The 24,363-nt window shown below is 70.6% G+C and carries 23 protein-coding genes and 1 pseudogene; 17 read left to right on the top strand and 7 right to left on the bottom strand.

Annotated features, from left to right (window positions below; all coding sequences use genetic code 11):
* Window positions 1-78: 78 nt before the first annotated feature.
* From ACIRR9_RS46825 to ACIRR9_RS46765, 13 genes are all read left to right on the top strand, one after another.
* The gene (locus tag ACIRR9_RS46825) at window positions 79-774 is read left to right on the top strand and encodes a TerB family tellurite resistance protein (protein ID WP_365351300.1); all 696 of its coding nucleotides are present in this window, start codon (window positions 79-81) and stop codon (window positions 772-774) included.
* A 109-nt stretch (window positions 775-883) separates the two neighbouring features.
* The gene (locus ACIRR9_RS46820; RefSeq protein WP_403765337.1) at window positions 884-2,062 is read left to right on the top strand and encodes an exo-alpha-sialidase; all 1,179 of its coding nucleotides are present in this window, start codon (window positions 884-886) and stop codon (window positions 2,060-2,062) included.
* Between the two features lie 68 nt (window positions 2,063-2,130).
* Window positions 2,131-2,664 (top strand): SigE family RNA polymerase sigma factor, encoded by a 534-nt coding sequence (locus ACIRR9_RS46815; protein WP_123977091.1) that lies wholly within the window; start codon window positions 2,131-2,133, stop codon window positions 2,662-2,664.
* Window positions 2,661-3,596, top strand: a complete 936-nt coding sequence (locus tag ACIRR9_RS46810) for a hypothetical protein (protein ID WP_403765310.1) — start codon at window positions 2,661-2,663, stop codon at window positions 3,594-3,596. The genes ACIRR9_RS46815 and ACIRR9_RS46810 overlap by 4 nt, the downstream gene beginning before the upstream one ends.
* Before the next feature lie 380 nt (window positions 3,597-3,976).
* Window positions 3,977-5,590, top strand: a complete 1,614-nt coding sequence (locus ACIRR9_RS46805; RefSeq protein WP_403765308.1) for an ABC transporter substrate-binding protein — start codon at window positions 3,977-3,979, stop codon at window positions 5,588-5,590.
* Between the two features lie 4 nt (window positions 5,591-5,594).
* Entirely contained in the window at window positions 5,595-6,554 is a 960-nt protein-coding gene (locus ACIRR9_RS46800; protein ID WP_403765306.1) for an ABC transporter permease, read from the top strand.
* Window positions 6,551-8,578, top strand: a complete 2,028-nt coding sequence (locus ACIRR9_RS46795; RefSeq protein ID WP_403765304.1) for a dipeptide/oligopeptide/nickel ABC transporter permease/ATP-binding protein — start codon at window positions 6,551-6,553, stop codon at window positions 8,576-8,578. Before ACIRR9_RS46800 ends, ACIRR9_RS46795 begins: the two co-directional genes overlap by 4 nt.
* Complete coding sequence (locus ACIRR9_RS46790) at window positions 8,575-9,582, top strand: ABC transporter ATP-binding protein (RefSeq protein WP_365351295.1); 1,008 nt, start codon at window positions 8,575-8,577, stop codon at window positions 9,580-9,582. Before ACIRR9_RS46795 ends, ACIRR9_RS46790 begins: the two co-directional genes overlap by 4 nt.
* Complete coding sequence (locus ACIRR9_RS46785; RefSeq protein ID WP_403765302.1) at window positions 9,582-10,508, top strand: dihydrodipicolinate synthase family protein; 927 nt, start codon at window positions 9,582-9,584, stop codon at window positions 10,506-10,508. Before ACIRR9_RS46790 ends, ACIRR9_RS46785 begins: the two co-directional genes overlap by 1 nt.
* Before the next feature lie 160 nt (window positions 10,509-10,668).
* Window positions 10,669-10,893 (top strand): hypothetical protein, encoded by a 225-nt coding sequence (locus ACIRR9_RS46780; protein ID WP_365351314.1) that lies wholly within the window; start codon window positions 10,669-10,671, stop codon window positions 10,891-10,893.
* Window positions 10,894-10,942: 49 nt separating this feature from the next.
* A complete protein-coding gene (gene recO / locus ACIRR9_RS46775; RefSeq protein ID WP_123977099.1) occupies window positions 10,943-11,692 on the top strand; it encodes a DNA repair protein RecO in 750 nt (249 codons plus the stop codon).
* 17 nt (window positions 11,693-11,709) lie between these two features.
* Entirely contained in the window at window positions 11,710-12,561 is an 852-nt protein-coding gene (locus ACIRR9_RS46770) for an isoprenyl transferase (RefSeq protein WP_403765300.1), read from the top strand.
* An 87-nt stretch (window positions 12,562-12,648) separates the two neighbouring features.
* Window positions 12,649-14,001: a histidine-type phosphatase gene (locus ACIRR9_RS46765; RefSeq protein WP_403765298.1), complete on the top strand. Its 1,353-nt coding sequence runs from the start codon at window positions 12,649-12,651 to the stop codon at window positions 13,999-14,001.
* Between the two features lie 91 nt (window positions 14,002-14,092).
* On the opposite strand, the gene ACIRR9_RS46760 is transcribed toward ACIRR9_RS46765, so the two are convergent.
* From ACIRR9_RS46760 to ACIRR9_RS46745, 4 genes are all read right to left on the bottom strand, one after another.
* Window positions 14,093-14,512 carry a Fur family transcriptional regulator gene (locus ACIRR9_RS46760; protein ID WP_123977101.1) on the bottom strand — a complete coding sequence of 140 codons (420 nt, stop codon included), beginning with the start codon at window positions 14,510-14,512 and terminating at the stop codon, window positions 14,093-14,095.
* Window positions 14,513-14,573: 61 nt separating this feature from the next.
* Window positions 14,574-15,476 carry a metal ABC transporter permease gene (locus ACIRR9_RS46755; protein WP_384575571.1) on the bottom strand — a complete coding sequence of 301 codons (903 nt, stop codon included), beginning with the start codon at window positions 15,474-15,476 and terminating at the stop codon, window positions 14,574-14,576.
* Window positions 15,476-16,240, bottom strand: coding sequence for a metal ABC transporter ATP-binding protein (locus ACIRR9_RS46750; RefSeq protein WP_403765295.1), 765 nt, complete (start codon window positions 16,238-16,240; stop codon window positions 15,476-15,478). Before ACIRR9_RS46750 ends, ACIRR9_RS46755 begins: the two co-directional genes overlap by 1 nt.
* An 11-nt stretch (window positions 16,241-16,251) precedes the next feature.
* Window positions 16,252-17,208, bottom strand: a complete 957-nt coding sequence (locus ACIRR9_RS46745) for a metal ABC transporter substrate-binding protein (RefSeq protein ID WP_403765294.1) — start codon at window positions 17,206-17,208, stop codon at window positions 16,252-16,254.
* A 185-nt stretch (window positions 17,209-17,393) separates the two neighbouring features.
* Here ACIRR9_RS46745 and ACIRR9_RS46740 point away from each other — a divergent pair, with 185 nt between their 5' ends.
* Window positions 17,394-18,776: a glycine--tRNA ligase gene (locus ACIRR9_RS46740; protein WP_403765292.1), complete on the top strand. Its 1,383-nt coding sequence runs from the start codon at window positions 17,394-17,396 to the stop codon at window positions 18,774-18,776.
* A 54-nt stretch (window positions 18,777-18,830) separates the two neighbouring features.
* Here the strand turns inward: ACIRR9_RS46740 and ACIRR9_RS46735 are convergent, their stop codons facing one another.
* Together ACIRR9_RS46735 and ACIRR9_RS46730 are read right to left on the bottom strand one after the other, a co-directional pair.
* The gene (locus ACIRR9_RS46735) at window positions 18,831-19,958 is read right to left on the bottom strand and encodes an endonuclease/exonuclease/phosphatase family protein (RefSeq protein ID WP_403765291.1); all 1,128 of its coding nucleotides are present in this window, start codon (window positions 19,956-19,958) and stop codon (window positions 18,831-18,833) included.
* A 183-nt stretch (window positions 19,959-20,141) separates the two neighbouring features.
* Window positions 20,142-20,261, bottom strand: a pseudogene (locus ACIRR9_RS46730) (chitinase); the annotation flags it as partial.
* Between the two features lie 196 nt (window positions 20,262-20,457).
* Between ACIRR9_RS46730 and ACIRR9_RS46725 the strand changes: the two are divergent.
* The 3 genes from ACIRR9_RS46725 (at window position 20,458) to ACIRR9_RS46715 (ending at window position 23,832) form a co-directional block, all read left to right on the top strand.
* Window positions 20,458-21,696 carry an RNA-guided endonuclease InsQ/TnpB family protein gene (locus tag ACIRR9_RS46725; RefSeq protein ID WP_403765289.1) on the top strand — a complete coding sequence of 413 codons (1,239 nt, stop codon included), beginning with the start codon at window positions 20,458-20,460 and terminating at the stop codon, window positions 21,694-21,696.
* A 454-nt stretch (window positions 21,697-22,150) separates the two neighbouring features.
* The gene (locus tag ACIRR9_RS46720; RefSeq protein WP_365351284.1) at window positions 22,151-23,173 is read left to right on the top strand and encodes an aldo/keto reductase; all 1,023 of its coding nucleotides are present in this window, start codon (window positions 22,151-22,153) and stop codon (window positions 23,171-23,173) included.
* Between the two features lie 68 nt (window positions 23,174-23,241).
* On the top strand, window positions 23,242-23,832 hold the full coding sequence (locus tag ACIRR9_RS46715) for a TetR family transcriptional regulator (protein ID WP_403765286.1): 591 nt from the start codon (window positions 23,242-23,244) through the stop codon (window positions 23,830-23,832).
* Here the strand turns inward: ACIRR9_RS46715 and ACIRR9_RS46710 are convergent.
* A complete protein-coding gene (locus ACIRR9_RS46710) occupies window positions 23,825-24,241 on the bottom strand; it encodes a hypothetical protein (protein ID WP_403765284.1) in 417 nt (138 codons plus the stop codon). The two genes, ACIRR9_RS46715 and ACIRR9_RS46710, sit on opposite strands and share 8 nt — an antisense overlap.
* Window positions 24,242-24,363: the final 122 nt, after the last annotated feature.

Below are 24,363 nucleotides of genomic sequence, written 5' to 3'. Positions count from 1 at the left end.
GTACTGACTGCACGTCCTCCATGTGGCTAACATCACGCCAGCGGTGGCGATGTTGCCACGGCGTTACGGAGGTGCGACGTGCTGCCAGTACGGGGACGAGACGGCCGGACCACCGGGCCTGCCCGCATCCTGGGCACCCGCACCGCATGGACGCCCGTCGGCGACGGCCAGTTCTTCTGCCCCGGCTGCGGAGGCGACCGCAACTACCAGCGGCTCACCGGCCGCCGCCGCTTCACCCTGCTCGGCCTGCCCGTGCTGCCGCGCGGCACCACCGGGCCGGTCGTGGAGTGCGCCGCCTGCCGCCACCACTACGGCACCGACGTCCTCGACCACCCCACCACCACCCGCTTCTCGGCGATGCTCCGCGACGCCGTGCACACCGTCGCCCTCGCCGTCCTCGCGGCCGGCGGCACCTGTGCGCGCACGTCCCTGGAGGCCGCGGCGGTCACGGTCCGAGCGGCCGGCTTCGAGGACACCACGGAGGAACAGCTCGGCGCCCTCGTCGACGCGCTCGCCGCCGACACCGGCCGGGTGTTCGAGCAGCCGGGCGGTGCGAGCCTCGCCATAGAGCTGCACGAGGCACTCGACCCGCTGGCCCCGCACCTCGCCCCCGCCGGCCGCGAGTCCCTGCTCCTCCAGGCCGCCCGGATCGCGCTCGCCGACGGCCCCTACACCAACGCCGAACGCGAGGCCCTCGGTACGGTCGGCGCGGCCCTGACCATCTGCGCCGACGACGTGAGCCGACTGCTGGCGGCGGCCCGCACACCGTCCTGACGCGCCGGCGGAACTGACGGTGCGCCAGAGTCTGTGACCCGTTCGGCTGTTGCAGGAATGCGGTGCGGGCGGCCTGGAGAATCATGGAAGAGTGAGCCATGTCTCTCCTGTGACCCGCCTGAGCCGGATCTCCGTGACCGCCGCCCTGATTCTCGGCGCGTTCGCGGTCGAGCCCAAGGCCTGGGCGGCGGCCGGCTGCGAGTCCTCCGTGCCCTATGTCTCCGGCGAGGGCGGTTACGCCCAGTACCGCATCCCGGCCGTCGTCCGCACCCGGCGCGGCACCCTGCTGGCCTTCGCCGAGGGCCGGCACAGCACCACCGGGGACAGCGGTGACATCGACGTCGTGCTGAGACGTTCCACCGACGGCGGCTGCAGATGGGGCCCGCTCCAGGTGGTGGCCGACGGCAAGGGGGACACCCGGGGCAACCCGGCGCCGGTGGTGGACCCGCGCAGCGGCCAGGTCGTCCTGGTGACCTCGTACAACGACGGCTCGGTGAGCGAGTCGCAGATCATGCGCGGCCAGGTCGCCAAGGAGCAGAGCCGCCGGGTGTTCGTACAGCGCAGCCAGGACGACGGCCGCCACTTCACGAAACCGCACGAGATCACGGCCCAGGTGAAACCCGCAGGCTGGCGCTGGTACGCCACCGGTCCCGGCCATGCCGTCGCGCTCACCCGGGGACCGCACCGCGGCCGCCTGGTCGTGGCCTGCGACCACTCCGGCGTCCCGCGTCCCGGCTCCTCCGACACCGGGCGCGAGGCCAAGTACTACGGCGGGCACGCGATCTACAGTGACGACGGCGGCCGCAGCTGGCACCTCGGCTTCGTCGACGACTCCTACACCGGCCACGACAACGCCAACGAGACGACCGCCGCCCAACTCCCCGACGGCCGCCTCTACTTCAACGCCCGCGACCAGGACGGCTCCAGCCCCGGCAACCGCCTCGACGCCTGGTCGAGCGACGGCGGCGAGACCCTGGACGCCGTCTACACCGTCCAGCCGACACTCGGCGAGGTCCCCGTGGTCGAGGGCTCCACCCTCCAACTCCAGGGATCCGAGGCCCCGTTGCTCTTCTCGGGCCCGTCCGTCCCGACCGCCCGCAAGGCCATGGCCCTGTGGACCAGCACGGATGAGGGGATCACCTTCGACAGACTCCGCACCCTCTCCGACCTCAAGGCGGCCTACTCGGACCTGGTGCAGGTGGACGCGAACACGGTGGGGGTGCTGTACGAGACGGGGACGAAGACGGCGTACGACACGATCGAGTTCCGGCGCCTCCCCGCTCCCTGAGGCAACTTCCGCACGGCCGGGCAACCGAACCCGGGCGACCGGTGGTCTGGAGGGCGAGGGGGTGGCCGATGCAGGCCGAACTAGAGGCCCAGTTCCAGGAATTCGTCAGAGCGAGGTGGACCCATCTCGTACGGACCGCCTATCTGCTCACCGGCGACCCGCACCACGCGGAGGATCTCACACAGACCGCGCTGGCCAAGGCGTACCGGTCGTGGCGCCGCGTCTCACGGGCCGACCACCCGGAGGCGTACGTCCGCCGCATGCTGGTCAGCTGCAACAGCGACCGGTTCCGCAAGCGCCGGGTCCCGGAGGCGCTGACCGCCGCACCGCCGGAGCGCGCGGGGTACGACGACGCCGTGACCCGGGCCGACGAGCGCGGCACACTGCTCGCCGCCCTGGCGGGACTGCCGCCCAAGCAGCGCGCGGTGGTGGTGCTGCGGTACTGGGAGGACCTGTCCGAGGCGGAGGTCGCCGACGTGCTCGGCTGCTCCCCGGGCACGGTCAAGAGCCAGGCCTCCAAGGGCCTGGCGAAGTTGCGTACGTTTCCGGGGCTCGCCCAGGCCATGAGCCACGCGGGGCCCGGACAGGGAGGCACCAGGTGAGCGGGGAGCAGCGGGACACGGGAGCCGAGCCGGACTTCGAAGCCCGGGTCAGGGTACTGCTGGCGGGGGACGCGTCGGCGATCCGGCCGTCGCCGGTGCCGTACCCGGAGATCCGCCGGCGGGGCGTGCTGGAGCGGCGGCGGCGTCTCGCGGTGGGCGGGGCGGCGCTGGCGGCCCTGGCGGCGGTACCGGTCGGCGCGTACGCGATGGGAGGCGGCACCACGACCAGCCCGGCCGGGCCGAGCCCCTCCGTGCACGCCAGCGCGCGCCCGACGCCGGCACCGACCCCGTCGGTCACCCCGTCCGGGCCCGCCCGGCCCGCGTCCGCGCACCAGCTCCTCGACGGGATCACCTTCGAACAGGCCGCCGGCGGACTCGGCAGGTGCCTCGACCACAACAAGGCGAACCGGCCTGCCAAGGACCCGGCCCACCTGGACCTGGGCGACCCCGCCGGGTACCGGATCATCCTCGCGATGAAGAGCACCGGCGACTCCAACACCCCCGGCGACGGCTACTTCGTGGTCGCGGTGCGCGAGAAGCCGACGCCGGTCCGGCTGATCTGCACCGTCAAGGGCGGCGAGGCCTCCGGGCTGAACACCAGCGCGGGGGACCCCTACGACGGCTCGAAGCAGCCCGTGGTCCCGGACATGAACAGCGGCAAGCTGTACCAGCAGTCGTTCATCGACAAGGGCAACTGGAAACTGCCGTTCAGGTGGGGAATCATCGGCGGCTACCGCGGCTCGGTGGCCAGGATGACCGCCTCCTACGGCGGCGGCACGGGCGAGGTGGTCCTCGACCACGGCTGGTTCGTCGCCACCGGCACCCTGCACCGTCAGGTCACCAAGGCCCCGCACCTCAAGGGCTACGACGCGACGGGCAAGCTCGTCTACGACTCCGACCAGGACACGCAGTACGAGAAGACGCTGCCCTAGCTCCCTGCGCAGGGCAGTGTTCCCCAGGGGCAAGAACTCCGCGCGCGTGATGCTCGTCCGGGCTGGTCCGAACCCGGCCGGTGTCGAGGGCGTAGGACCTCCCGGAGCGCTGCTCCGGGAGGCGGCCTGAGCCAGTGCTCCCCTTCCTCGGGAAGGGGAGCACTCGGCTTCCGGATCCTGCATGAGTTCCGCGACGGCCGTATTTCCCAAAGACGCCCCCGTGGTCGGCGCCAACTCTCGTGCCGTGCGAGGCGCCATTGGTCCGACCTCTGACGGTTTACGCCATTCGCGCGCCTTGCCTTGACCGTCCCTGAACCCCCTCTTATGGTCGCGCTAACACAGGACGTCCGACGTCTCCGTTCCCCCACGCTGGAGGCACCGTGCGCGACGAGGCGACCCACGGCCGCAGGACGTTCCTGACCCGCACCGGCGCGCTGGGCGCGGCCGCCTCGCTGGCATCACTGACCTCGCTGACGGCCTGCGGCCCCAAGTCCACGATCGACCTCGGCGGCAGCGGCTCCGGCCGCACCCTGACGGCCGTGATCGGCTACGGCAACGACGGCAGCTGGGACCCGACCCAGACCGCGTCCGCGTTCGCGATGGCCGCCAACAACCACATCTACGAGGGCCTCGCCGACACCGACCCGATCACCCGCGCCCCCTACCCGGCGCTGGCCACCCGGCTGCCCGCCGATCCGAGCGCGACCACCTGGCGGTTCACCCTGCGCCAGGGGGCCACCTTCCACGACGGGAAGCCGGTCACCGCCGACGACGTCGTCTTCGTCTTCGACCGGATCCTCGACCCGCACACCCGGACCCTCGCCCAGGGCTTCTTCGCGAGCTGGCTGAAGGAGGCCCGGAAGGTCGACGCCCGGACCGTCGACCTGGTCCTCAGGTTCCCCTTCCCGGACGGCATCGCCCGCCTCACCCTCGCCAAGATCATGCCGGCGCACGTGTTCTCCCGGCCCGGCGCCTGGGACGACGCGATCAGGGGACTCGCGGTCGGCTCGGGACCGTACCGGCAGACCGGCCACCACCCGAAGTCGAACACCACCTTCGCCGCCCACGACCGCTACAACGGCCCCCGCAGGCCCGCCTTCGAGCGCATGAACTGGCTGACGATCGTCGACGCGGCCTCGCGCGTGGCGCGGATCTCCGGGGTCGACGCGGGCGCCCAGATCTCCGACAACATCCCGTACGCCAACATCCCCCGCCTCGAACAGGGCGGACTGTCGGTCGGCGGCGGTGCCGGGATGAACAACGCGTTCCTGATGTTCAACACCCGGCACAGGCCCTTCGACGACGTCCGGGTCCGGCAGGCCCTGCACCACGCCATCGACAAAGCGAAGATCGTCGAGGTCGCCCTCAAGGGCCATGGAAAACCGGCGAGTTCGTTCCTGAACGAGACCAACCCCACCTACCGCAGGGCGAAGACGGTCTACGACTACGACCCGGACAAGGCGAAGGCGCTCCTGAAGGCCGCCGGAGTCAGCGGGCTGCGCATCGACATCCTCGCCGTCAACGTGAGCTGGCTCGTCGACTGCCTGCCCACCATCAAGTCGTCCTGGGACGCGATCGGCGTACCGACGACCCTGTCCCCGCAGGAGACCACGGCCGTGTTCACCAAGATGGACCAGAAACAGGACTACCAGGTCGTCGCCGCGGTCTCGAACCCCAACCAGTTCGGCCTCGACGCCGACCTGATCATGCACTACAACTACGGCCCCGAGAACCTCTGGATGGGCTACGCCCGCTGGACCGGCGACCCGGTCGCGAAGCGGCTCTTCAAGGACATGGACGCGGCCACCCGCGAACCGGACCCGGACAAGAAGAAGACGATGATCCAGGACTGCATCGACATCGTCGCCGAACAGGCGGTCCTCTACCCGGTGGTCCACAACGAGCTGATCACCGCCTGGGACCCGCGCAGGCTCACCGGCATAAGGGCCCAGCCCTACCCGGGCATCAACGTCCTCACCGCCAAGTGGGCCTGACCCCGTGGCCGCCGTCCTGCGCATCCTGCTGCGCCGCGTCGCCCTGCTGGTGCCGCTGCTGCTCGGCATCGTCCTGTTCGTGTTCCTGGTGATGCGCTTCTCCGACGTCGACCCGGCGTCCGCGTTCTTCCAGGGCGCCAACCCCACCCCGCAGCAACTCCACGCCTTCCGGGAGCGCAACGGCCTCCTCGACCCGCTCCCCGTCCGCTACGTCCACTTCGTCGGAGACCTGCTCCACGGCGACCTCGGCACCAGCGCCCTCACCCGCACCCCGGTCCTCGACCAGGTCCTCACCGCACTCCCGCTCACCCTCCAGCTGACCTTCCTGGGCCTGGGGATCGCTGTCGTCCTGTCGCTGCTCGGAGGCGTGACGGCGGCCATCCACCGTGACCGCCGGCCCGACCAGGTCATCCGCGCACTCTCCCTCGTCGGGGTCGCCGCCCCGGCCTTCTGGCTCGCCCTGCTGATGATCCAGTACCTCGCCGTCGACCGCGGCTGGTTCCCCTCCGGCGGCTACATCAACCCGGAGGACTCCGTCACCGGCTGGCTGAGGACCATGGCGCTGCCCGCCCTCGCGCTCTCCCTCCCGGTGGCCGCCCAGCTCACCCGGATCGTGCGCACCTCGGTGGTCGAGGAACTCGACAAGGACTACGTCCGCACCGCGATCGGCAGCGGCCTGCCACCCCATGTCGTGGTCGGCCGCAACGTGCTCCGCAACGCGCTGGTGAACCCCCTGACCGTGCTCGGCCTGCGCGTCGGCTACCTCCTCGGCGGCGCGGTCGTCATCGAGACCGTCTTCGCCCTGCCCGGCATGGGCAAGCTGATGATCGACGCCGTCCAGAACGGCGACCCCGCCGTGGTCCAGGGCGTGGTCCTCACCACCGCGACCGGCTTCGTCGTCGTCAACCTCGTCATCGACATCCTCTGTCTGCTGGTCAACCCGCGTCTGAGGGAGGCGACATGACGACGTCCACCCGCGCGGCCCGCACCGCCGCCCTCGCCCGTCCGGGCGTACGGCTGCGCAGGCTGTCGCCCCTGTCGAGGACGGCCCTCGCCTTCCTGGCCCTGGTCGTCCTGGTGGCGGTGTTCGCCCCCCTGATCGCCCCCGACGACCCGCTCGCGCAGCAGACCCCCGCCGACGGCACCGGGCACCCCTCCGCGGACCACTGGATGGGCCAGGACAGCCTCGGCCGGGACATCCTCAGCCGGCTGATGTACGGCGCCCGCTGGTCCCTCGCCATCGGCCTCGGCGCGACCGGCCTCGCCCTGCTCGCCGGGGCGCTCCTCGGGGCCCTGGCCGCCACCTCCCGCAAGGCCGTCGACGAGTCGCTGATGCGCTGCCTGGACGTGGTGATGGCGTTCCCCGGCATCGCGCTCGCCGCCGTGCTGGTCGCCGTCTTCGGCGGCGGCATCACCGTCCTGATCTGCGCGATCGCCTTCCTGTTCACCCCGCCGGTGGCAAGGGTCGTCCGCGCGAACGTCCTCGACCAGTACGGCGAGGACTACGTCACGGCGGAACGCGTGATCGGCGCCCGTACCCCGCACATCGTCGTACGCCACGTGGCGGTCAACTGTCTCGCCCCCGTCCTGGTCTTCTGCACGGTCCAGGTCGCCGAGGCCATCGTCTTCGAGGCGTCCCTGTCCTTCATCGGCGCGGGCGTCCGGCCCCCGGACCCGTCCTGGGGCAGCGTCATCGCGGACGGCAGGAACATGGTGCTGACGGGAGGCTGGTGGGCGACGGTCTTCCCCGGCCTGCTGATCCTCCTCACCGTCCTCTCCCTGAACATCCTCTCCGAGGGCGTCTCGGACGCGTGGGCGGCACCGGCACCGAGGGGAGTGGAACCGACAGGGGCCGATCCCATGGAGGCCGTCGAGCCGGGAGAGGTCCTGGAACTGCCGGGCCTGACGGAGGCGGGGGAGCGGCTCCGAGCCAGGGCCCGCCCACTGCCCTCCCGGGAGGGACCGCCGGTCCTGTCCGTGCAGAACCTCACGATCGCCTTCCCGGACCGCCACCGGGGCGTGAACATCGTCGACGGTATCGGCTTCGACATCCACCCGGGCGAAGTCCTGGGCCTGGTGGGGGAGTCGGGCTGCGGCAAATCCCTGACCGCACTGACGATCACGGGCCTGCAGCCGAAGACGGCACGGATCAGCGGGCAGATCTGGTTCGCCCCGTCAGGGGCGCGGGGCAGTGTCGAATATGCGGCTACCGCCGCGCCGGCGCGACCAGCCCCCACCCACCCGCAGCCGCCCACGGACCTCACCACCCCCCACCGCCGCCTCCTGGGCCACGAGATCGCGATGGTCTACCAGGACGCCCTGTCCTCCCTCAACCCCTCCATGACCGTCAACGCCCAGCTCAGGCAACTCACACGACGCGGCGGCCACCACACCCCCGCCGAACTCCTCGCCCTCGTCGGCCTGGACCCCGGCGGCACGCTCCGCCGCTACCCCCACGAACTCTCCGGCGGCCAACGCCAGCGCGTCCTGATCGCGATGGCCCTCTCCCGCGACCCCCGCCTGATCATCGCCGACGAACCCACCACCGCTCTGGACGTCACCGTCCAGGCCCAGGTGATGGAACTCCTCCTCCGCCTCCGCGAGGAACTCGGCTTCGCGCTGATCCTCGTCTCCCACGACCTCGCCCTGGTCGCCGACGTCACCGACCGGGTCGTGGTGATGTACGGCGGCCGGATCGTCGAGACCGGCGTCACCGCCGAACTGGTCGCCGCCCCCACCCACCACTACACGCGCGGCCTCCTCGGCAGCGTGCTGTCGCTGGAGTCGGGGGCCGAGCGGCTGACCCAGATCCGGGGCGTGGTGCCGTCCCCGGCGGACTTCCCGGCCGGGTGCCGGTTCAGCGACCGCTGCCCCGCGGCGACCGAGGTCTGCCGTACGACACCACCGGACCTCGTCGGCACCCGTACCCACACCGCGGCCTGCCACCACCCGGCCGTCGACCCGGCGAGCACGGAGGCCGTGACATGAGCGCGGTGGAACTGTCCGGCGTGCACGTGGTCCACAAGGCCCGCGGCTCGGGCCTGTTCGGCCGGGACCGGGTGTACGCCCTGACCGGCGCCGACCTCACCGTGGCGGCCGGTGAGACGGTCGGGGTCGTCGGCGAGTCGGGGTGCGGGAAGTCGACGCTGGCGAAGGTCCTCGTGGGCATCCAGCGGCCCACCGCCGGCACGGTCACCTTCCACGGCCGGGACCTGTGGTCGATGCCGGCGGCCGAGCGCCGGTCCACGGTCGGCGCGAGCACCGGCCTGGTCTTCCAGGACCCGTCGACGGCCCTGAACCGCCGGCTGCCCGTACGCCGGATCCTGCGCGACCCGCTGGACGTCCACGAGCGCGGCACCAGGGCCGAACGGGAGGACCGGGTACGGGAGTTGATGGGTCTGGTCGGCCTGCCGAGGGCGCTCGCCGAGGCCCTGCCCGGTCAGCTCTCCGGCGGCCAGCGCCAGCGTGTCGCGATCGCCCGCGCACTGGCGCTCGACCCCGACCTGGTGGTGGCGGACGAACCGACCAGCGCGCTGGACGTCTCGGTCCGCGCCCAGATCCTGAACCTCCTCCTCGACCTGCGCGAACGCCTGGGCCTCGCGCTGGTCTTCGTCTCCCACGACATCCAGACGGTACGGCGGATGAGCGACCGGGTGATCACCATGTACCTGGGCCGGATCGTCGAGGAGACCCCGGCCGCCGAGACCTCCGGCCAGGCCCGGCACCCGTACACCCGGGCCCTGTTCTCGGCCACTCCCGGCCTGCTGAACCCCGTCGACCCCATCCCCCTGACCGGCCCGGTCCCCTCGGCCACCCGCCCGCCGTCCGGGTGCCCGTTCCGCACCCGCTGCTGGCGGGCGGACGACGAGTGTGCCCTCCGCATGCCTGACTTCACGGCCGCGTCACGGCCCGGTCACCGCTACCGCTGTCACCACCCTGTTCATCCTGTGGAGGAGGACCAGCCGAGCCGCAGCCTGCCCCGGGAGCCGTGATGACCCTGCCCACCCCGCTGACCGGAGTCGTACCGCCCGTCTGCACGCCCCTGACACCGGACCGCGAGGTGGACGTCCTCTCCCTGCGCAGGCTCGTCGACCATCTGACGGCGGCCGGGGTGGACGGCCTGTTCGTGCTCGGCTCGACCTCGGAGGCCGCGTACCTGACGGACCGGCAGCGCAGGCTGGTCACGGAGACGGTGGTGTCCCAGACGGCCGGCCGGCTCCCGGTCCTGGCGGGGGTGATCGACATGACGACGCCCCGGGTCCTGGACCATGTCGCGGCCGTCACCGCCGCCGGCGCGGACGGCATCGTCGTCACCGCGCCCTTCTACACCCGCACCCACCCCGCGGAGATCGCCCGCCACTTCCGGCTGGTCGCCGGCCGGTCGCCCGTCCCCGTGATCGCCTACGACATCCCGGTCGCCGTCCACACCAAGCTCCCCGCCGGCCTGGTGCTCGAACTGGCCGCCGACGGAGTGCTGGCCGGGCTGAAGGACTCCAGCGGCGACCTGGCGGGCTTCCGAGAGGTCGTCACGGGCACCCGTTCGCTGCCCGGCTTCAGCGCGCTGACGGGCTCCGAGTTGACGGCCGACTCGGCTCTCGCGCTGGGCGCCGACGGGGTGGTGCCGGGTCTCGCCAACGTCGACCCGGACGGTTACGTCCGCCTCCATCGCCTCTGCCGCACCGGCGACCGGGACCGGGCCCGGGTGGAACAGGAGCGGCTGTGCGCCCTCTTCCGGATGACCGGCGTCGGCGACCCGGCCCGGATGGGCGGCAGTTCGGCGGCGCTCGGCGCGTTCAAGGCGGCGCTGTACCTGCGCGGGATCATCGAATGTCCCGCCACGGCCGAGCCCCAGGTGCCGCTGTCGGAGGCGGAGATCGAGTGCGTCGGAAAGTTCCTGGCGGGGGCGGGCCTGTTGTAGGGGCCACGGGGTCGACCGCCATCGCGGCGACGGGCCCGGACGGCGGGACAGGGCGGCGGGACAGGGCGCGGCAGGGACAGACTCCGGCCGAGTCTAGGCACGCAGCGCCACCTCGGTGATGCGAAGCGTGAAACTTCCAGTGGCGGGGGAGCCAGGTGAGGTGAACGCGAAGAACCTGCCCATCGGCTCCTGTGCCGTCGACACCCGCACCGGGCGGCTGGGCATCGTCATGGGGCACGAAGGCCCCTACGTGCAGCTGCGGCCGTACGGGGGAGGACGGGAGTGGGACGCCCACCCGGACGCCGTCCGCGCCGCGACCCAGGCCGAACGGATCGGCGCGGCCGCCGCCCACGCCGACGCCCGCAGCCGGGGCGAGGTCCCTTGAAGGTTCCGTTCCGGAACGGCCCCCTTCCGCGGCAGGGCAGAATGGGGCCATGAGCCTGTTCCGCGACGACGGCATCGTGCTGCGCACCCAGAAGCTGGGTGAAGCGGACCGGATCATCACGCTGCTCACGCGGGGGCACGGCCGGGTGCGGGCCGTCGCCCGGGGCGTCCGGCGGACCAAGTCCAAGTTCGGGGCCCGCCTCGAACCCTTCTCCCATGTCGACGTGCAGTTCTTCGCGCGCGGGAGCGAGCTGATCGGGCGCGGGCTGCCGCTGTGCACCCAGAGCGAGACCATCGCGCCGTACGGCGGCGGGATCGTCGCCGACTACGCCCGGTACACCGCCGGGACCGCCATGCTGGAGACCGCCGAGCGGTTCACCGACCACGAGGGCGAGCCGGCCGTGCAGCAGTACCTGCTGCTGGTGGGCGCGCTCAGGACGCTCGCCCGGGGCGAGCACGCCCCCCACCTCGTCCTCGACGCCTTCCTCCTGCGCTCCCTGGCCGTCAACGGCTACGCGCCCAGCTTCGACGCCTGCGCCAAGTGCGGAATGCCCGGCCCGAACCGTTTCTTCTCGGTCGGCTCCGGCGGCAGCGTCTGCGTCGACTGCCGGGTGCCCGGCAGCGTCGTACCCTCGCCGCAGACCCTGGTCCTGCTCGGCGCGCTGCTTACGGGAGACTGGGAGACGGCGGACGCGGCCGAGGCACGGTACGTCCGGGAGGGCAGCGGGCTGGTGTCCGCCTATCTGCACTGGCATCTGGAGCGCGGGCTGCGCTCGCTCAGGTATGTAGAGAAGAGCTAGAGGGAGACGAGAAGCACATGGTCGTACGCGGGATCCTGGGGCGCCAGCGGCGTGAGTACCAGGCACCGGAGCCGCACCCGTCCGGCGCCCGCCCGCCGAAGCTCCCGGGCGAGCTGGTCCCGGGCCATGTGGCCATCGTCATGGACGGCAACGGCCGCTGGGCGAAGGAGCGCGGGCTGCAGCGCACCGAGGGCCACAAGGTCGGCGCCGAGCAGGTGCTGGACGTGCTGCAGGGCGCGATCGAGATCGGCGTCCGCAACATCTCGCTGTACGCCTTCTCCACCGAGAACTGGAAGCGCTCGCCCGAAGAGGTCCGCTTCCTGATGAACTTCAACCGCGACTTCATCCGCAAGTCCCGCGACCAGCTCGACGGGCTCGGCGTCCGGGTGCGCTGGGCGGGCCGGATGCCCCGGCTGTGGAAGTCGGTCGCCAAGGAGCTGCAGGTCGCCCAGGAGCAGACCAAGGACAACGACCGGCTCACCCTGTACTTCTGCATGAACTACGGCGGCCGTGCCGAGATCACCGACGCGGTGCAGGCGATCGCCGAGGAGGTGAAGGCGGGCCGCCTCGACCCGTCGAAGATCACCGAGAAGACCCTGCAGAAGCACATGTACTACGGGGACATGCCGGACGTGGACATGTTCCTGCGGCCCAGCGGCGAGCAGCGCACCTCCAACTACCTGATCTGGCAGAGCGCCTACGCCGAGATGGTCTTCCAGGACGTGCTGTGGCCCGACTTCGACCGCCGTGACCTGTGGCGGGCGTGCCTCGAATTCGCCTCCCGGGACCGGCGGTTCGGCGGGGCGATCCCCAACGAGGAACTGCTGGCCATGGAGGGCCGTACGGAAGAGGACCCGACGGGCATCTGACGGCCATCCGCCGTTCATGAGGGCCGCCGAGGATGCGGAAGATCCATCCCCGGCCACCCCCGGTCTCCCGTCCCTGGAGCGGTCCTCATGAAGCGCGTCATCCCCGTCCTCACCCTCGGCGCCCTGCTCCTCACCGCGCTCCCCGCGCACGCCACGGACACCGGGTTCGCCCACCGCGACAGCTACGGCACCAAGGCCGTCTATGCCCTCGGGCAGAACCCGCGCACCTACCAGCAGCCGCCGGCCGGTTACACCGCCGTCTTCACCGAGAACGTCTCCCGGCACGGCTCCCGCTCCGCGACCGACGGCGAGGACGGCGACACGGCCCTCGCGCTCTGGAACCAGGCGCAGGCCGACCGCCAACTCACCCCGCTCGGCGAGAAGTTCGGCCCGGATGCGCGGGCCCTCGAAGCGGCCATGAGCACGGTCGGATACGGCAACCTCAGCGGCCGCGGCAAGGACGAACTCCGCGCCACCGCCGTCCGCCTGGAGAAGCGACTCCCGCAGCTCTTCTCCTCCATAGCGGCGAACGGCGAGAAGATCGACGTCGTCAGCTCCGGCCAGGGCCGCGCGGTCGACAGCGGCACGGTCTTCTCCACCGCCCTCACCGACGCCGACCCCGCGCTGAAGGCCTCGCTGGGCACCGCCCGCGTCGACAAGAACCTGCTCTACTTCCACAAGTCGGCCGGCGGCGCCGACTACCAGAAGTGGCTGGCGAACGACGAACGTCTCGCCGTCACCCTCAAGTCGGTCACCGACCAGCCGGCCACGCACCGGGCGGCCGCCCGGGTCCTCGGCAGGATCTTCGAGCCGGCGTTCGTCCAGCGCATCGTGAACGGCGAGTTCGCCGCCACCGCCGACGACATCACCGCCGCCACCGCCGTCTACAACCTCTACGCCATCGCGCCCGCGATGAGCGAGGAGAGCCCGGACGGCAAGGGCTGGGACTTCGACCGCTACCTCGCCCCGCGCGACGCGGCCTGGTTCGGCTACCTCAGCGACGCCGAGGACTTCTACGAGAAGGGCCCGAGCTTCTCCGACAGCGACATCACCTACAAGATGGCGGGCGTCCTCCTCGACGACCTCTTCAAGCAGGTCGAGGCCAAGCGGGCCGGCACCAGCACGCTGGGCGCGGAACTCCGCTTCACCCACGCCGAGGAGCTCATCCCGCTGGCGGCGCTGATGCGACTGCCCGGCAGCGAGCAGCCCGCCGCCCCCGGCGTCGACTACACCTACGCCGACAACTCCTGGCGCGGCGCCGAAGTCGCCTCCCTCGCCTCCAACATCCAGTGGGACGTCTTCAAGAAGGGCGACGACTACTTGGTGCGGATGCTCCACAACGAGAAGGAGATCCCCTTCAAGGCAGGCTGCAAGCCCACTTCCAAGGGCAGCAAGTTCTACGACCTGAACGAGCTGGAGCGTTGCTTCGGACGAAGCTGAGCCGGACTGGGGCTGGCGGGGGTGGGGACGCTCACCGGCGCTGGCCGGGTGCCTCCCACAGCCCCCACCGGGCCCGCGGCCGAAAGTCGGCTCACCCCGCGGCGCACCCCGCACAGTCCGCACACGTGCCGAAGATCTCCACGGTGTGCGCCACATTCACGTACCCGTGCTCCGCGGCGATGGCCTCCGCCCACTTCTCGACGGCCGGGCCCTCGACCTCCACGGCCTTGCCGCACACCCGGCAGACCAGGTGATGGTGGTGCTCCCCCGTGGAGCACCGCCGGTACACCGACTCGCCCTCGGACGTGCGCAGCACGTCGACCTCGCCGGCGTCGGCCAGTGACTGCAGCGTGCGGTACACCGTGGTGAGGCCCACCGAGTCACCCTTGTGCTTGAGCATGTCGTGCAGTTCCTGCGCGCTGCGGAACTCCTCGACCTCGTCCAGGCACGCCGCCACGGCTGCCCGCTGGCGGGTCGAGCGGCCCTTCACGGGCGGTCCAGCGGTCGTCACCGGTTGCCTCCTCACGTCACTGCTTCTGCCGGGCCATTGTGCCAGCCCGGGCTGAGGGCGGTCAGACGCCGACCTCGTCCGCGGCCTCCCGCGTGGCCGGAATCGCGCACTCCGCCGGGTCCCCGGCGGGCCGCCCCGCGGCGGCCGCGCGGGCGCGTCGGCGGGCCAGCGGCGCGGCCAGCACGCTCAGCGCGATGAACGCGGCGATGGTCAGCAGCACGATTGTCGCGCCCGGCGGTACGTACTGGTAGTACGACGTGATCGTGCCCCCGATCGTCACCGTCACACCGATGGCCACGGCGATCGCGAAGGTGGCGGCGAAGCTGCGGCTCAGCTGCTGGGCGGCGGCGACGGGGACGACCATCAGGGCCGAGACCAGCAGGAGGCCCACCACGCGCATCGCGACCGTCACGGTCACCGCCGCGGTGATCGCCGTGAGCAGGTTCAGCGCGCGTACCGGCAGGCCGGTCACCCGGGCGAACTCCTCGTCCTGGCTGACGGCGAACAGCTGCCGGCGCAGACCGAGGGTGACCAGAAGGACGAAGGCGGCCAGCAGGCAGATCGCGGTCACGTCGGACTCCGACACCGTCGACAGCGAGCCGAACAGGTACGACATCAGGTTGGCGTTGGAGCCGCCCGGCGCGAGGTTGATCAGCATGACACCGCCGGCCATACCGCCGTAGAAGAGCATCGCGAGGGCGATGTCGCCGCGGGTACGGCCGTACCAGCGGATCAGTTCCATGACGACGGCACCCAGCACCGACACCGCCGTCGCCATCCAGACGGGGGACGTGGAGAGCAGGAAGCCGAGGCCGACGCCCGTCATGGCGACGTGGCCGATGCCGTCGCCCATCAGGGCCTGGCGGCGTTGGACCAGGTAGATGCCGACGGCGGGGGCGGTGATGCCGACCAGGACGGCGGCGAGCAGGGCCCGCTGCATGAAGGCGTAGTTCAGGAAGTCCATCAGCTCAGCAGTCCCGTGCGCAGTGGTGTGTGCTCGTCATGGGGGTGGACGTGGTCGTGGCCGGGCAGGGCGTGCTGGCCGACGGCGCGCGGTGGCGGGCCGTCGTGCAGGACACAGCCGTCGCGGAGCACGACCGCGCGGTCGATCAGGGGCTCCAGCGGGCCCAGTTCGTGCAGGACGAGGAGGACCGTGGTGCCCTGTGCGACCTGCTCGCGGAGCGTGTGCGCGAGGATCTCCTGGCTGGCCAGGTCGACGCCCGCCATCGGCTCGTCCATGATCAGCAGCTCGGGTTCGGCGACCAGGGCGCGGGCGATCAGCACCCGCTGGTGCTGGCCGCCGGAGAGCGCCTCGACGTTGTCCTTGGCCCGGTCCGCCATGCCGACCAGGCCGAGGGCGTGCCGTACGGCCGCGTGGTCGGCCTTGCGGAAGCGGCCGAAGCGGGTGCGGGAGAGCCGGCCGGAGGAGACGACCTCGGTGACGGTGGCGGGGACGCCGCCCGCGGCGGTGGTGCGCTGCGGGACGTAGCCGATCCGGGACCAGTCGCGGAAGGCCCGGCGCGGGGTGCCGAACAGGGATATCTCGCCGCCGCTCACCGGCACCTGGCCGACGATCGTGCGGATCGCGGTGGACTTGCCGGAGCCGTTCGCGCCGAGCAGCGCGACGACCTCGCCGCGGTGCACGGTCAGGTCGATACCGCGCAGGACCGGGCGTGAGCCCAGTTCGGCGGTGACCCCGCGCAGGGATATGACGGGCTCGCCGGTCATCTCGTCTCCCGTCATTTGGTGCCCAGCGCCTGCTGGAGCGTCTTGAGGTTGGCTTCCTGGACCGCGAAGTAGTCCCTGCCGCGGGACTTGGCGGTGATGCCCTCGATCGGGTCGAGGACGTCCGTCTTCAGTCCGGCGTCGGCGGCGATGGTCTTGGCGGTCTTGTCGCTGACGAGCGTCTCGTAGAACACGGTGGTGACGCCGTCGGCCTTGGACATGGTCTCCAGGTCCTTCACGCGGGCCGCGCTCGGCTCCGACTCGGGGTCGAGGCCGTTGATGGCCTCCTCGGTCAGGCCGTAGCGCTCGGCGAGGTAGCCGAAGGCGGCGTGGGTGGTGATGAAGACCTTGGTCTTGGTGTTCGCGAGGCCGTCCTTGAACTGCGTGTTCAGGTCGTCCAGCTTCTTGACCAGGGCCGCGGTGTTCTTCCGGTAGTCGGCGGCGTGCTTCGGGTCGGCCTTCTCGAAGGCCTTGCCGACACCCTCGGCGACCTGGGCGTAGCGCACCGGGTCCAGCCAGATGTGCGGGTCGAGGCCGGTCAGCTCCTCGTTCTTGGAGGTGTCGTGCGAGGCCGCGTGCCCGCCGACCTCGTTGCCGTGCTGCTCCAGCGTGGTCAGGGAGGCCGCGTCGACCTTCGTCCCGACGGACGACTGGGCGACCGCGTCGTCGACGGAGGGCTGGAGGTTCTTGAGGTAGACGACCGCGTCGGACTTCTCGATCTGGACGATCTGTTTGGGGCTGATCTCCAGGTCGTGCGGTTCCTGGCCGGGCGATGTGAGACTGGTGACGTGGACGTGGCTGCCGCCGATCCGGTCGGCGAGGAAGGCCATCGGATAGAACGACGCGACGACGTCGAACTTGCCGGTCCGGGCCGCCGTGGCGTCGCCGCCGCAGGCAGTGAGGGTCGCCATGCCGAGTGCGGTGACGGTGGCCGCGGTGGCCGCGGGTATGAGGCGGCGTCGTACGTTCATGAGAGTCATTTTCAACAAACATGGAAACCGTTGTCAACAAGCCTGGGTGAGAGGCCGGTAAGCGATACCGATTTGGTCGAGGGGGATCCCCCGCCGGTAACCTGAGGCATTCGCTCTGAAGCACGCTCCGACAGACACCTTCGAGGAGCCGCTTCGTCGCCCGTCGTCGTAATGAAGAGAGCACCGTGGCCGCCGACAAGATCGACACCATCGTCAGCCTGAGCAAGCGCCGTGGCTTCGTATTCCCTTGCAGTGAGATCTACGGTGGCCAGAAGGCCGCCTGGGACTACGGGCCGCTGGGTGTCGAGCTCAAGGAGAACCTGAAGCGCCAGTGGTGGCGCTACATGGTGACGTCGCGCGAGGACGTGGTCGGTCTCGACTCGTCCGTGATCCTGGCCCCGGAGGTCTGGGTGGCCTCCGGCCACGTCGCCACCTTCACGGACCCGCTGACCGAGTGCACCGCCTGCCACAAGCGGTTCCGCGCGGACCACCTGGAGGAGCACTACGAGGCCAAGCACGGCCGCCTCCCGGAGAACGGCCTGGCGGACGTGAACTGCCCGAACTGCGGCAACAAGGGCCAGTTCACCGAGCCCAAGCAGTTCTCGGGTCTGCTCTCCACCCACCTCGGCCCGACCCAGGACAGCGGCTCCGTCGCCTACCTGCGTCCCGAGACGGCCCAGGGCATCTTCACCAACTTCGCCCAGGTGCAGATCGCCTCGCGCCGCAAGCCGCCGTTCGGCATCGCGCAGATGGGCAAGTCCTTCCGCAACGAGATCACGCCCGGCAACTTCATCTTCCGCACCCGCGAGTTCGAGCAGATGGAGATGGAGTTCTTCGTCAAGCCGGGCGAGGACGAGAAGTGGCAGGAGTACTGGATGGAGCAGCGCTGGAACTGGTACACCGGCCTGGGCCTGCGCGAGGAGAACATGCGGTGGTTCGAGCACCCGAAGGAGAAGCTCTCCCACTACTCCAAGCGCACCGCTGACATCGAGTACCGCTTCCAGTTCGGCGGCAACGAGTGGGGCGAGCTGGAGGGTGTCGCCAACCGCACCGACTACGACCTGAACGCCCACTCCAAGGCCTCCGGCCAGGACCTCTCCTACTTCGACCAGGAGGCCCAGGAGCGCTGGACGCCGTACGTCATCGAGCCGGCCGCCGGTGTCGGCCGTGCGATGCTCGCGTTCCTGCTGGACGCGTACGTCGAGGACGAGGCGCCGAACGCCAAGGGCAAGCTGGAGAAGCGCACGGTGCTGCGCCTGGACCACCGCCTGGCTCCCGTGAAGGTCGCGGTCCTTCCGCTGTCCCGTAACGCCGACCTGTCCCCGAAGGCCAAGGGGCTCGCCCAGGCGCTGCGGCAGAACTGGAACATCGAGTTCGACGACGCCGGTGCGATCGGGCGCCGCTACCGCCGCCAGGACGAGATCGGTACGCCGTACTGCGTGACCGTCGACTTCGACACGCTCGAGGACAACGCGGTCACGGTGCGCGAGCGCGACTCGATGAAGCAGGAGCGGGTCTCGCTGGACCAGATCGAGGGCTACCTCGCGGGGCGTCTCATCGGGTGCTAGGCGTTTGAGTTCAATACCGGCCCCGTGCCCCTGAGGGGCACGGGGAACCGGTGTTTACAGGTCCAGGTCCACGAACAGCGCCGCGTGGTCGGAGGCCTCCGTCAGTTTCGACTTCACCGTGTCGAAGGACTTGATGCCGGGCGCGAAGATGCCGCGGGTCTCCAGGCCCACGTGCTGCACCTCGTGCCACAGCGGTGGCGGGAGCAGCAGGTAGTCGATCTTGTCCTGGGGCCGGGTGCACGGCTCATGGGTGCCGGGCTCCCCGTGGTAGGAGGGGTGGCTCATCACGTCGCGCAGACCGGTGGCCAGCAACTGCGCGAGCGCGTCGCTCTCCGGGTCATCGTTGAGGTCCCCGGCGACCAGGACGTGCGGGGTGCGTTCGGCCGCCGCCCGGTAGATCTCCGCGACCCGCTTCGCCTGCGCCAGCCGCAGCTCCGGGTCGTCCAGGTACTTGCTCTTCAGGTGGTTGCCGAGGATCACCAGCGGCGATCCGTCGAGCTGGATCTCGAACTCGGGGCAGTCCCGGCTGAACAGCCGGTCGGCGGGGTGGTCGGGGTCGGTGTCGAAGATGTGGGACCTGACCGAAGTGATCGGATGCTTGCTGAGGATCCCGATGTCGATGCCCCGGGGGTCGTTGCCGTCGATCAGCAGGTTGTACGGGTAGGGCCGTCTGCCCAGCGCCTCCACGAGGACGTCGTTGTTGAAGCGCTCCAGAGTGAGCCGGTCCTCGACCTCCACCGTCAGCATGATGTCCGCGTCGACCTCCGCGACCACCCGGCCGGTGTTCCGCACCATGGTCATGTCGAGGTCGTCCTGCCCCAGTTCGGCCCAGCCGGTCCACGAGCCCCGGCCGGTGGCGGTGATGTCCTGGGGGGTCTTCGGCGGCCTGGCCGTGTCGAAGAGCCCGGTGCGCTTCCCCGGGCGGGACTGGTTGATGACGATCGGCGGCGGCCCCTTCGGGTCGGGGTGCTTCGGGTCGTAGATCTCGTACGCGCGGTACGCCGTGACGATCCGGAAGATCTCCGCCTTGTCGGTGTCCGTGTATGTCGGCTTGTCGAGGACGGCGACCAACTTGGCGAAGTCGGCCAGGACTTGATCGCGGTCCGCCGGATTCTCCAGACGGAAGGCAGCGGGCCGGCGGAAGAGGTTCTCCATGTTGAAGGTGGCGATCCGGATGGTCATGGCGGCCTCCTCGGCGACGCGGGAGCACCGCACGGAACGGCCGGTGGCAGGCGCCGCCGGTGACTGCGCGCCGGCAGTTCCATTCTCGGAGCCGGGGCGGGGTCTGTCGAACGGAGGGCCGGCTCGGCTTCCGCCGTCCGTCCCACACCCCGCCCGATCCGCCCGCTCCGGCGCCGGCCGGGCTCAACGGCTCTGAAGCGCCTTCACGTTGTCGCCGAACGTCCAGTTCTTCGAGCCGTCCCAGTTGACCGACCAGGTCATCAGGCCCTTGAGTGAGGTGCCGTAGTGCTTCCAGGCCTGGGAGGTGAAGAGTTGGCGGTTCGACGTGCTGCCCACCAGGCCGGTCTCGATGTCGCTCGTGCATGCTTGGCCGCGTAGCGGCCAGGCGCCGTCCCCGGCAGAGCCAGTGGCGGCTGCACGCGCAGCCGCCGTCAGCCGGTCGAGTGGCATATGGGGAACATGCGGTGGGCCGTCGTACGCGTGTATAGGTTTAGTGATCGTGAAGCTGGTGGTGCAGGTCAGGGTGCTGCCGACGCCCGTGCAGGCGAAGGCGCTTGAGGTGACCCTGCGCGCCTGCAACGAAGCCGCCAACTGGGCCAGCGGTGTGGCGTTCGAGAAGGGTGTGAAGAGTAACTTCGCGCTGCGCGAGCACACCTACACCGAGATCAAGGCACGGTGGGGGCTGGGGGCGCAGGCCGCCCAGCACGTGATCAAGAAGACGTGCGACGCGTATTCCACGTTGCGGGCGAACCTGAAGGCCGGGAACCTGGGCAGGCCCGGTTCGAAGCGGTACCGCAGGGCCAGCGGGAAGCCGGTCGCGTTCCGGGCCGACAGCGCACAACCCTACGACGACCGGATGTTGTCCTGGCGGATCCCTGAGCGGCGAGTGTCGGTCTGGACGGCGTCGGGGCGGGTGAAGGACGTGGCGTTTACCGCCTCGCCCGAGCAACTGGTCACCCTTGCGCTTTACCGGCGCGGTGAATCCGATCTCGTTTGCCGGGACGGCATGTGGTTTCTGCTGGCCACCTGCGAAGTGCCGGAAGCACCGCTGAACACGGATCCGTGTGACTTCCTCGGCATCGACTTGGGCATCGTGAACATCGCCACCACGTCCGACGGCGAGATCATGGCTGGGCGCGAGTTGAACCGTATCCGAGTCCGGGAGCGGAAGTTGCGCACCAGGCTGCAGCAGAAGAACACCCCGTCCGCCAAGCGCCGGTTGAAGAGGAGACGGCGCAAGGAGGCGCGGCGGGCCAAGGACATCAACCACAAGATCGCGAAGCATGTGGTGGCTGAGGCTGAACGCACCGGTCGAGGGATCGCCCTGGAGCATCTGACGGGCATCCGTGAACGGGTACGGCTTCGCAAGCCCCAACGGGCCACCCACTCCAGTTGGTCGTTCCACCAGCTGGGGGCGTTCATTGCGTACAAGGCCCGCCGGGCGGGGGTGCCGGTGGTGTACGTCGATCCGGCGTACACCTCTCGAACTTGCGCGGAGTGCGGGCACATCGACAGAGCGAACCGGGTGAGTCAGGCCTGGTTCGCGTGCCGGTCATGCGGATTCGTTGATCACGCGGACCGGAACGGCTCCCGCAACATCCGCGCCAGAGCGTGGGAGTTGTGGCGACGCGGGGCGCAGTCAACCGCCCCAGACCCAGCGCCTGAACCGGGGCGTGGGACAGGACGCAAACACAGCACCACAGCCAGTGGCGCCCGTTGTGCAAGCCCATCGCTTTAGTGACGGGTAGTTGACGATCGGGACGATCGTCGCGACGAACTTGTTCGCCACGGTGGCGGAGATGAGGTCGATGTCCGCGCGTGTCGCCACGTTCACGCCCCTGTTCATGCCGCCCTCACGGGGCCGCTCCGTCGGAACGGATCACCGTGAAGGTCGCGTCCACCACGTTTTTGCCGTGGGCGGTGATTCAAGTGTCAATGATCGGGGTCCAGTCGAACGGTGGGTGTACGCCGCGGGCCGAGTTGTCCCAGCGCACAACGCGTCTGCGAGCGAGCTAAAAGACCGGTCCTCAAGTGCGGCGGATCATGCGGGGCCTTTCGGTGACGGCGGCGTCGGGTGTCGTAGGCGTGACCTGGTCCAGACCTCTCGTCAATAGGTCTGGACCAGAAAGCGGGGGTGCGGGTATGGAATGACAGATATTGAAATCTGTCAGCTGTCATGCCAAGGTGGAGCCATGACGATGCACACCCGCCCTCTCGGATCCACCGGCCCCCAGGTCTCCGCCCTCGCTCTCGGCTGCATGGGCATGTCCGCGCTGTACGGCGAGGCCGACCGTGCCGAGTCGATCGCCACGATCCACGCCGCCCTCGACGCCGGCGTGAACCTGCTGGACACCGGCGACTTCTACGCCATGGGCCACAACGAGATGCTGATCGGCGAGGCCCTGCGCACCGCCCCCGCCGCCCACCGCGAACAGGCCCTGGTCAGTGTGAAGTTCGGCGCCCTGCGCGGCCCGGAGGGCAGCTGGCTCGGCTACGACGGCCGCCCCGCCGCGGTCAAGAACTTCGCCGCCTACTCCCTCCAGCGCCTCGGCGTCGACCACATCGACGTCTACCGGATCGCCCGCGTCGACCCGGGCGTCCCGATCGAGGAGACGGTCGGCGCCATCAAGGAACTGGTCGAGCAGGGGTACGTCCGGCACATCGGCCTCAGCGAGGCGAGCGTGGACAACATCCGGCGGGCCGCCGCCACCGCGCCCATCACCGACCTGCAGGTCGAGTACTCGCTGATCACCCGGGACATCGAGCGTGAGGTCCTGCCGACCACCCGTGAACTGGGCATCGCCGTCACCGCGTACGGCGTGCTCTCCCGGGGCCTGATCTCCGGCCACTTCACCCGTGACCGGCAGCTCGGCGCGGGCGACTTCCGGGCCCACTCGCCCCGCTTCCAGGGCGAGAACCTCCAGCACAACCTCGACCTCGTCGAAGCGCTGCGCAAGATCGCCGACGAGAAGGGCGTGTCGGTCGCGCAGATCGCCATCGCCTGGGTCCTGTCCCGGGGCTCGCAGCACAACGACGACATCGTGCCGCTCATCGGCGCCCGCACCCGCGAGCGGCTCTCCGAGTCGCTGGGCGCGCTGGACGTCACCCTGGACGCGGCCGAGCTGGCGGCGATCGAGGAGGCCGTCCCGGCGGACGCGGCGGCGGGCACCCGCTACCCGGCCGTGCAGATGGCGTCCCTCGGCACCGAGCAGTGATCGCGGTGCGCCGAGCGGTGATCATGGCTCCGGGCGGCCCGAACCGCCGTCCGGGTACCGTCTAGGCCATGGCAGCGACGTCCCCGACCCCGACCCTGACCGCCGAGCGCATCCTCGAGGCGACCGAGGAGGTGCTGCGCCGCCACGGCCCGGCCAAGGCCACCGTGGTGGACGTGGCCCGCGCGCTCGGGGTCAGCCACGGCAGTGTCTACCGGCACTTCCGGACCAAGGCGGCGCTGCGCGAGGCGGTGACCAAGCGGTGGCTGGACCGCACCTCGGCGGCGTTGTCCGGCATCGTGGCCGAGGACCGGGACGCCGAGGCGCGGCTGCGGGCCTGGCTGCGGGCGCTGTTCGAGGCCAAGCGGCGCAAGGCGGGCGCCGACCCGGAGCTGTTCGCCACCTACATGGTGCTGGTCGACGAGAACGGCCCGGCGGTCACCGAGCACATCGCCGACCTGACCGGCCAGCTGATCGAGATCATCCGGGACGGGGCCGGGTCGGGCGCCTTCACCGCGCCCGACCCGGCCGCCGCCGCCCGCACCGTCTTCCAGGCCACCGGCCGCTTCCACGACCCGGGCTATGCCCGCGAGTGGGAGCGGCCGGAGGCCGACGAAGACTTCGCGTCGCTGGTGGAGCTGCTGGTGCGCGGCCTCAGGTGACGTCGACCGTCACGGTCGGGGAGTAGACCTTCTTGCCGACCGCCGCGACCCGCACGTGCTCGGTTCCCTTCGTCCTGAACGAGGTGGTCAGCGCGTAGGAACTACCCTTCTTGACCTTCGTGTCCGCCTTGAGCGGGATCCACTTGCCCTTCACCTCGTGCTGAAGCACGAGGGGCGAACCCACCTTCAGCCCCGACGTACGACCGGTGAAGGTCACCGACTCGCCGGTCATGACCGAGGGCTTGCTGGCCCTGGCCGTGATCGAGCCCATCGCGGTCGCGGACGGGGACGGGGACGGGTTCGGCTTGGTCTCGGCGGCGAAGGCCCCGGCGCTGCCGGCCGACAGCAGGGCCAGGGAGAGGGCACCGGCGGCGAGGGCACGGGACATCTGACGCTGAGTGGTGTGCATGGAGTGCTCCTGTCGAGTGACGAGGGGACCCCACCAGGCTTGGCCGGGGCGCCCGCGGCGGCGACCCGAGAAGGTTCGGGAAGCGGTGACGGACGCCCTTTGGTTCCGTAAAGTCCGCAGGT

It is taken from the genome of Streptomyces sp. NPDC101234 (genome assembly GCF_044767525.1).
Classification (GTDB): domain Bacteria; phylum Actinomycetota; class Actinomycetes; order Streptomycetales; family Streptomycetaceae; genus Streptomyces; species Streptomyces sasae.
The sequence above is the reverse complement of the archived record's forward strand: the minus strand, read 5'-3'. Positions and strand labels throughout refer to the sequence as shown.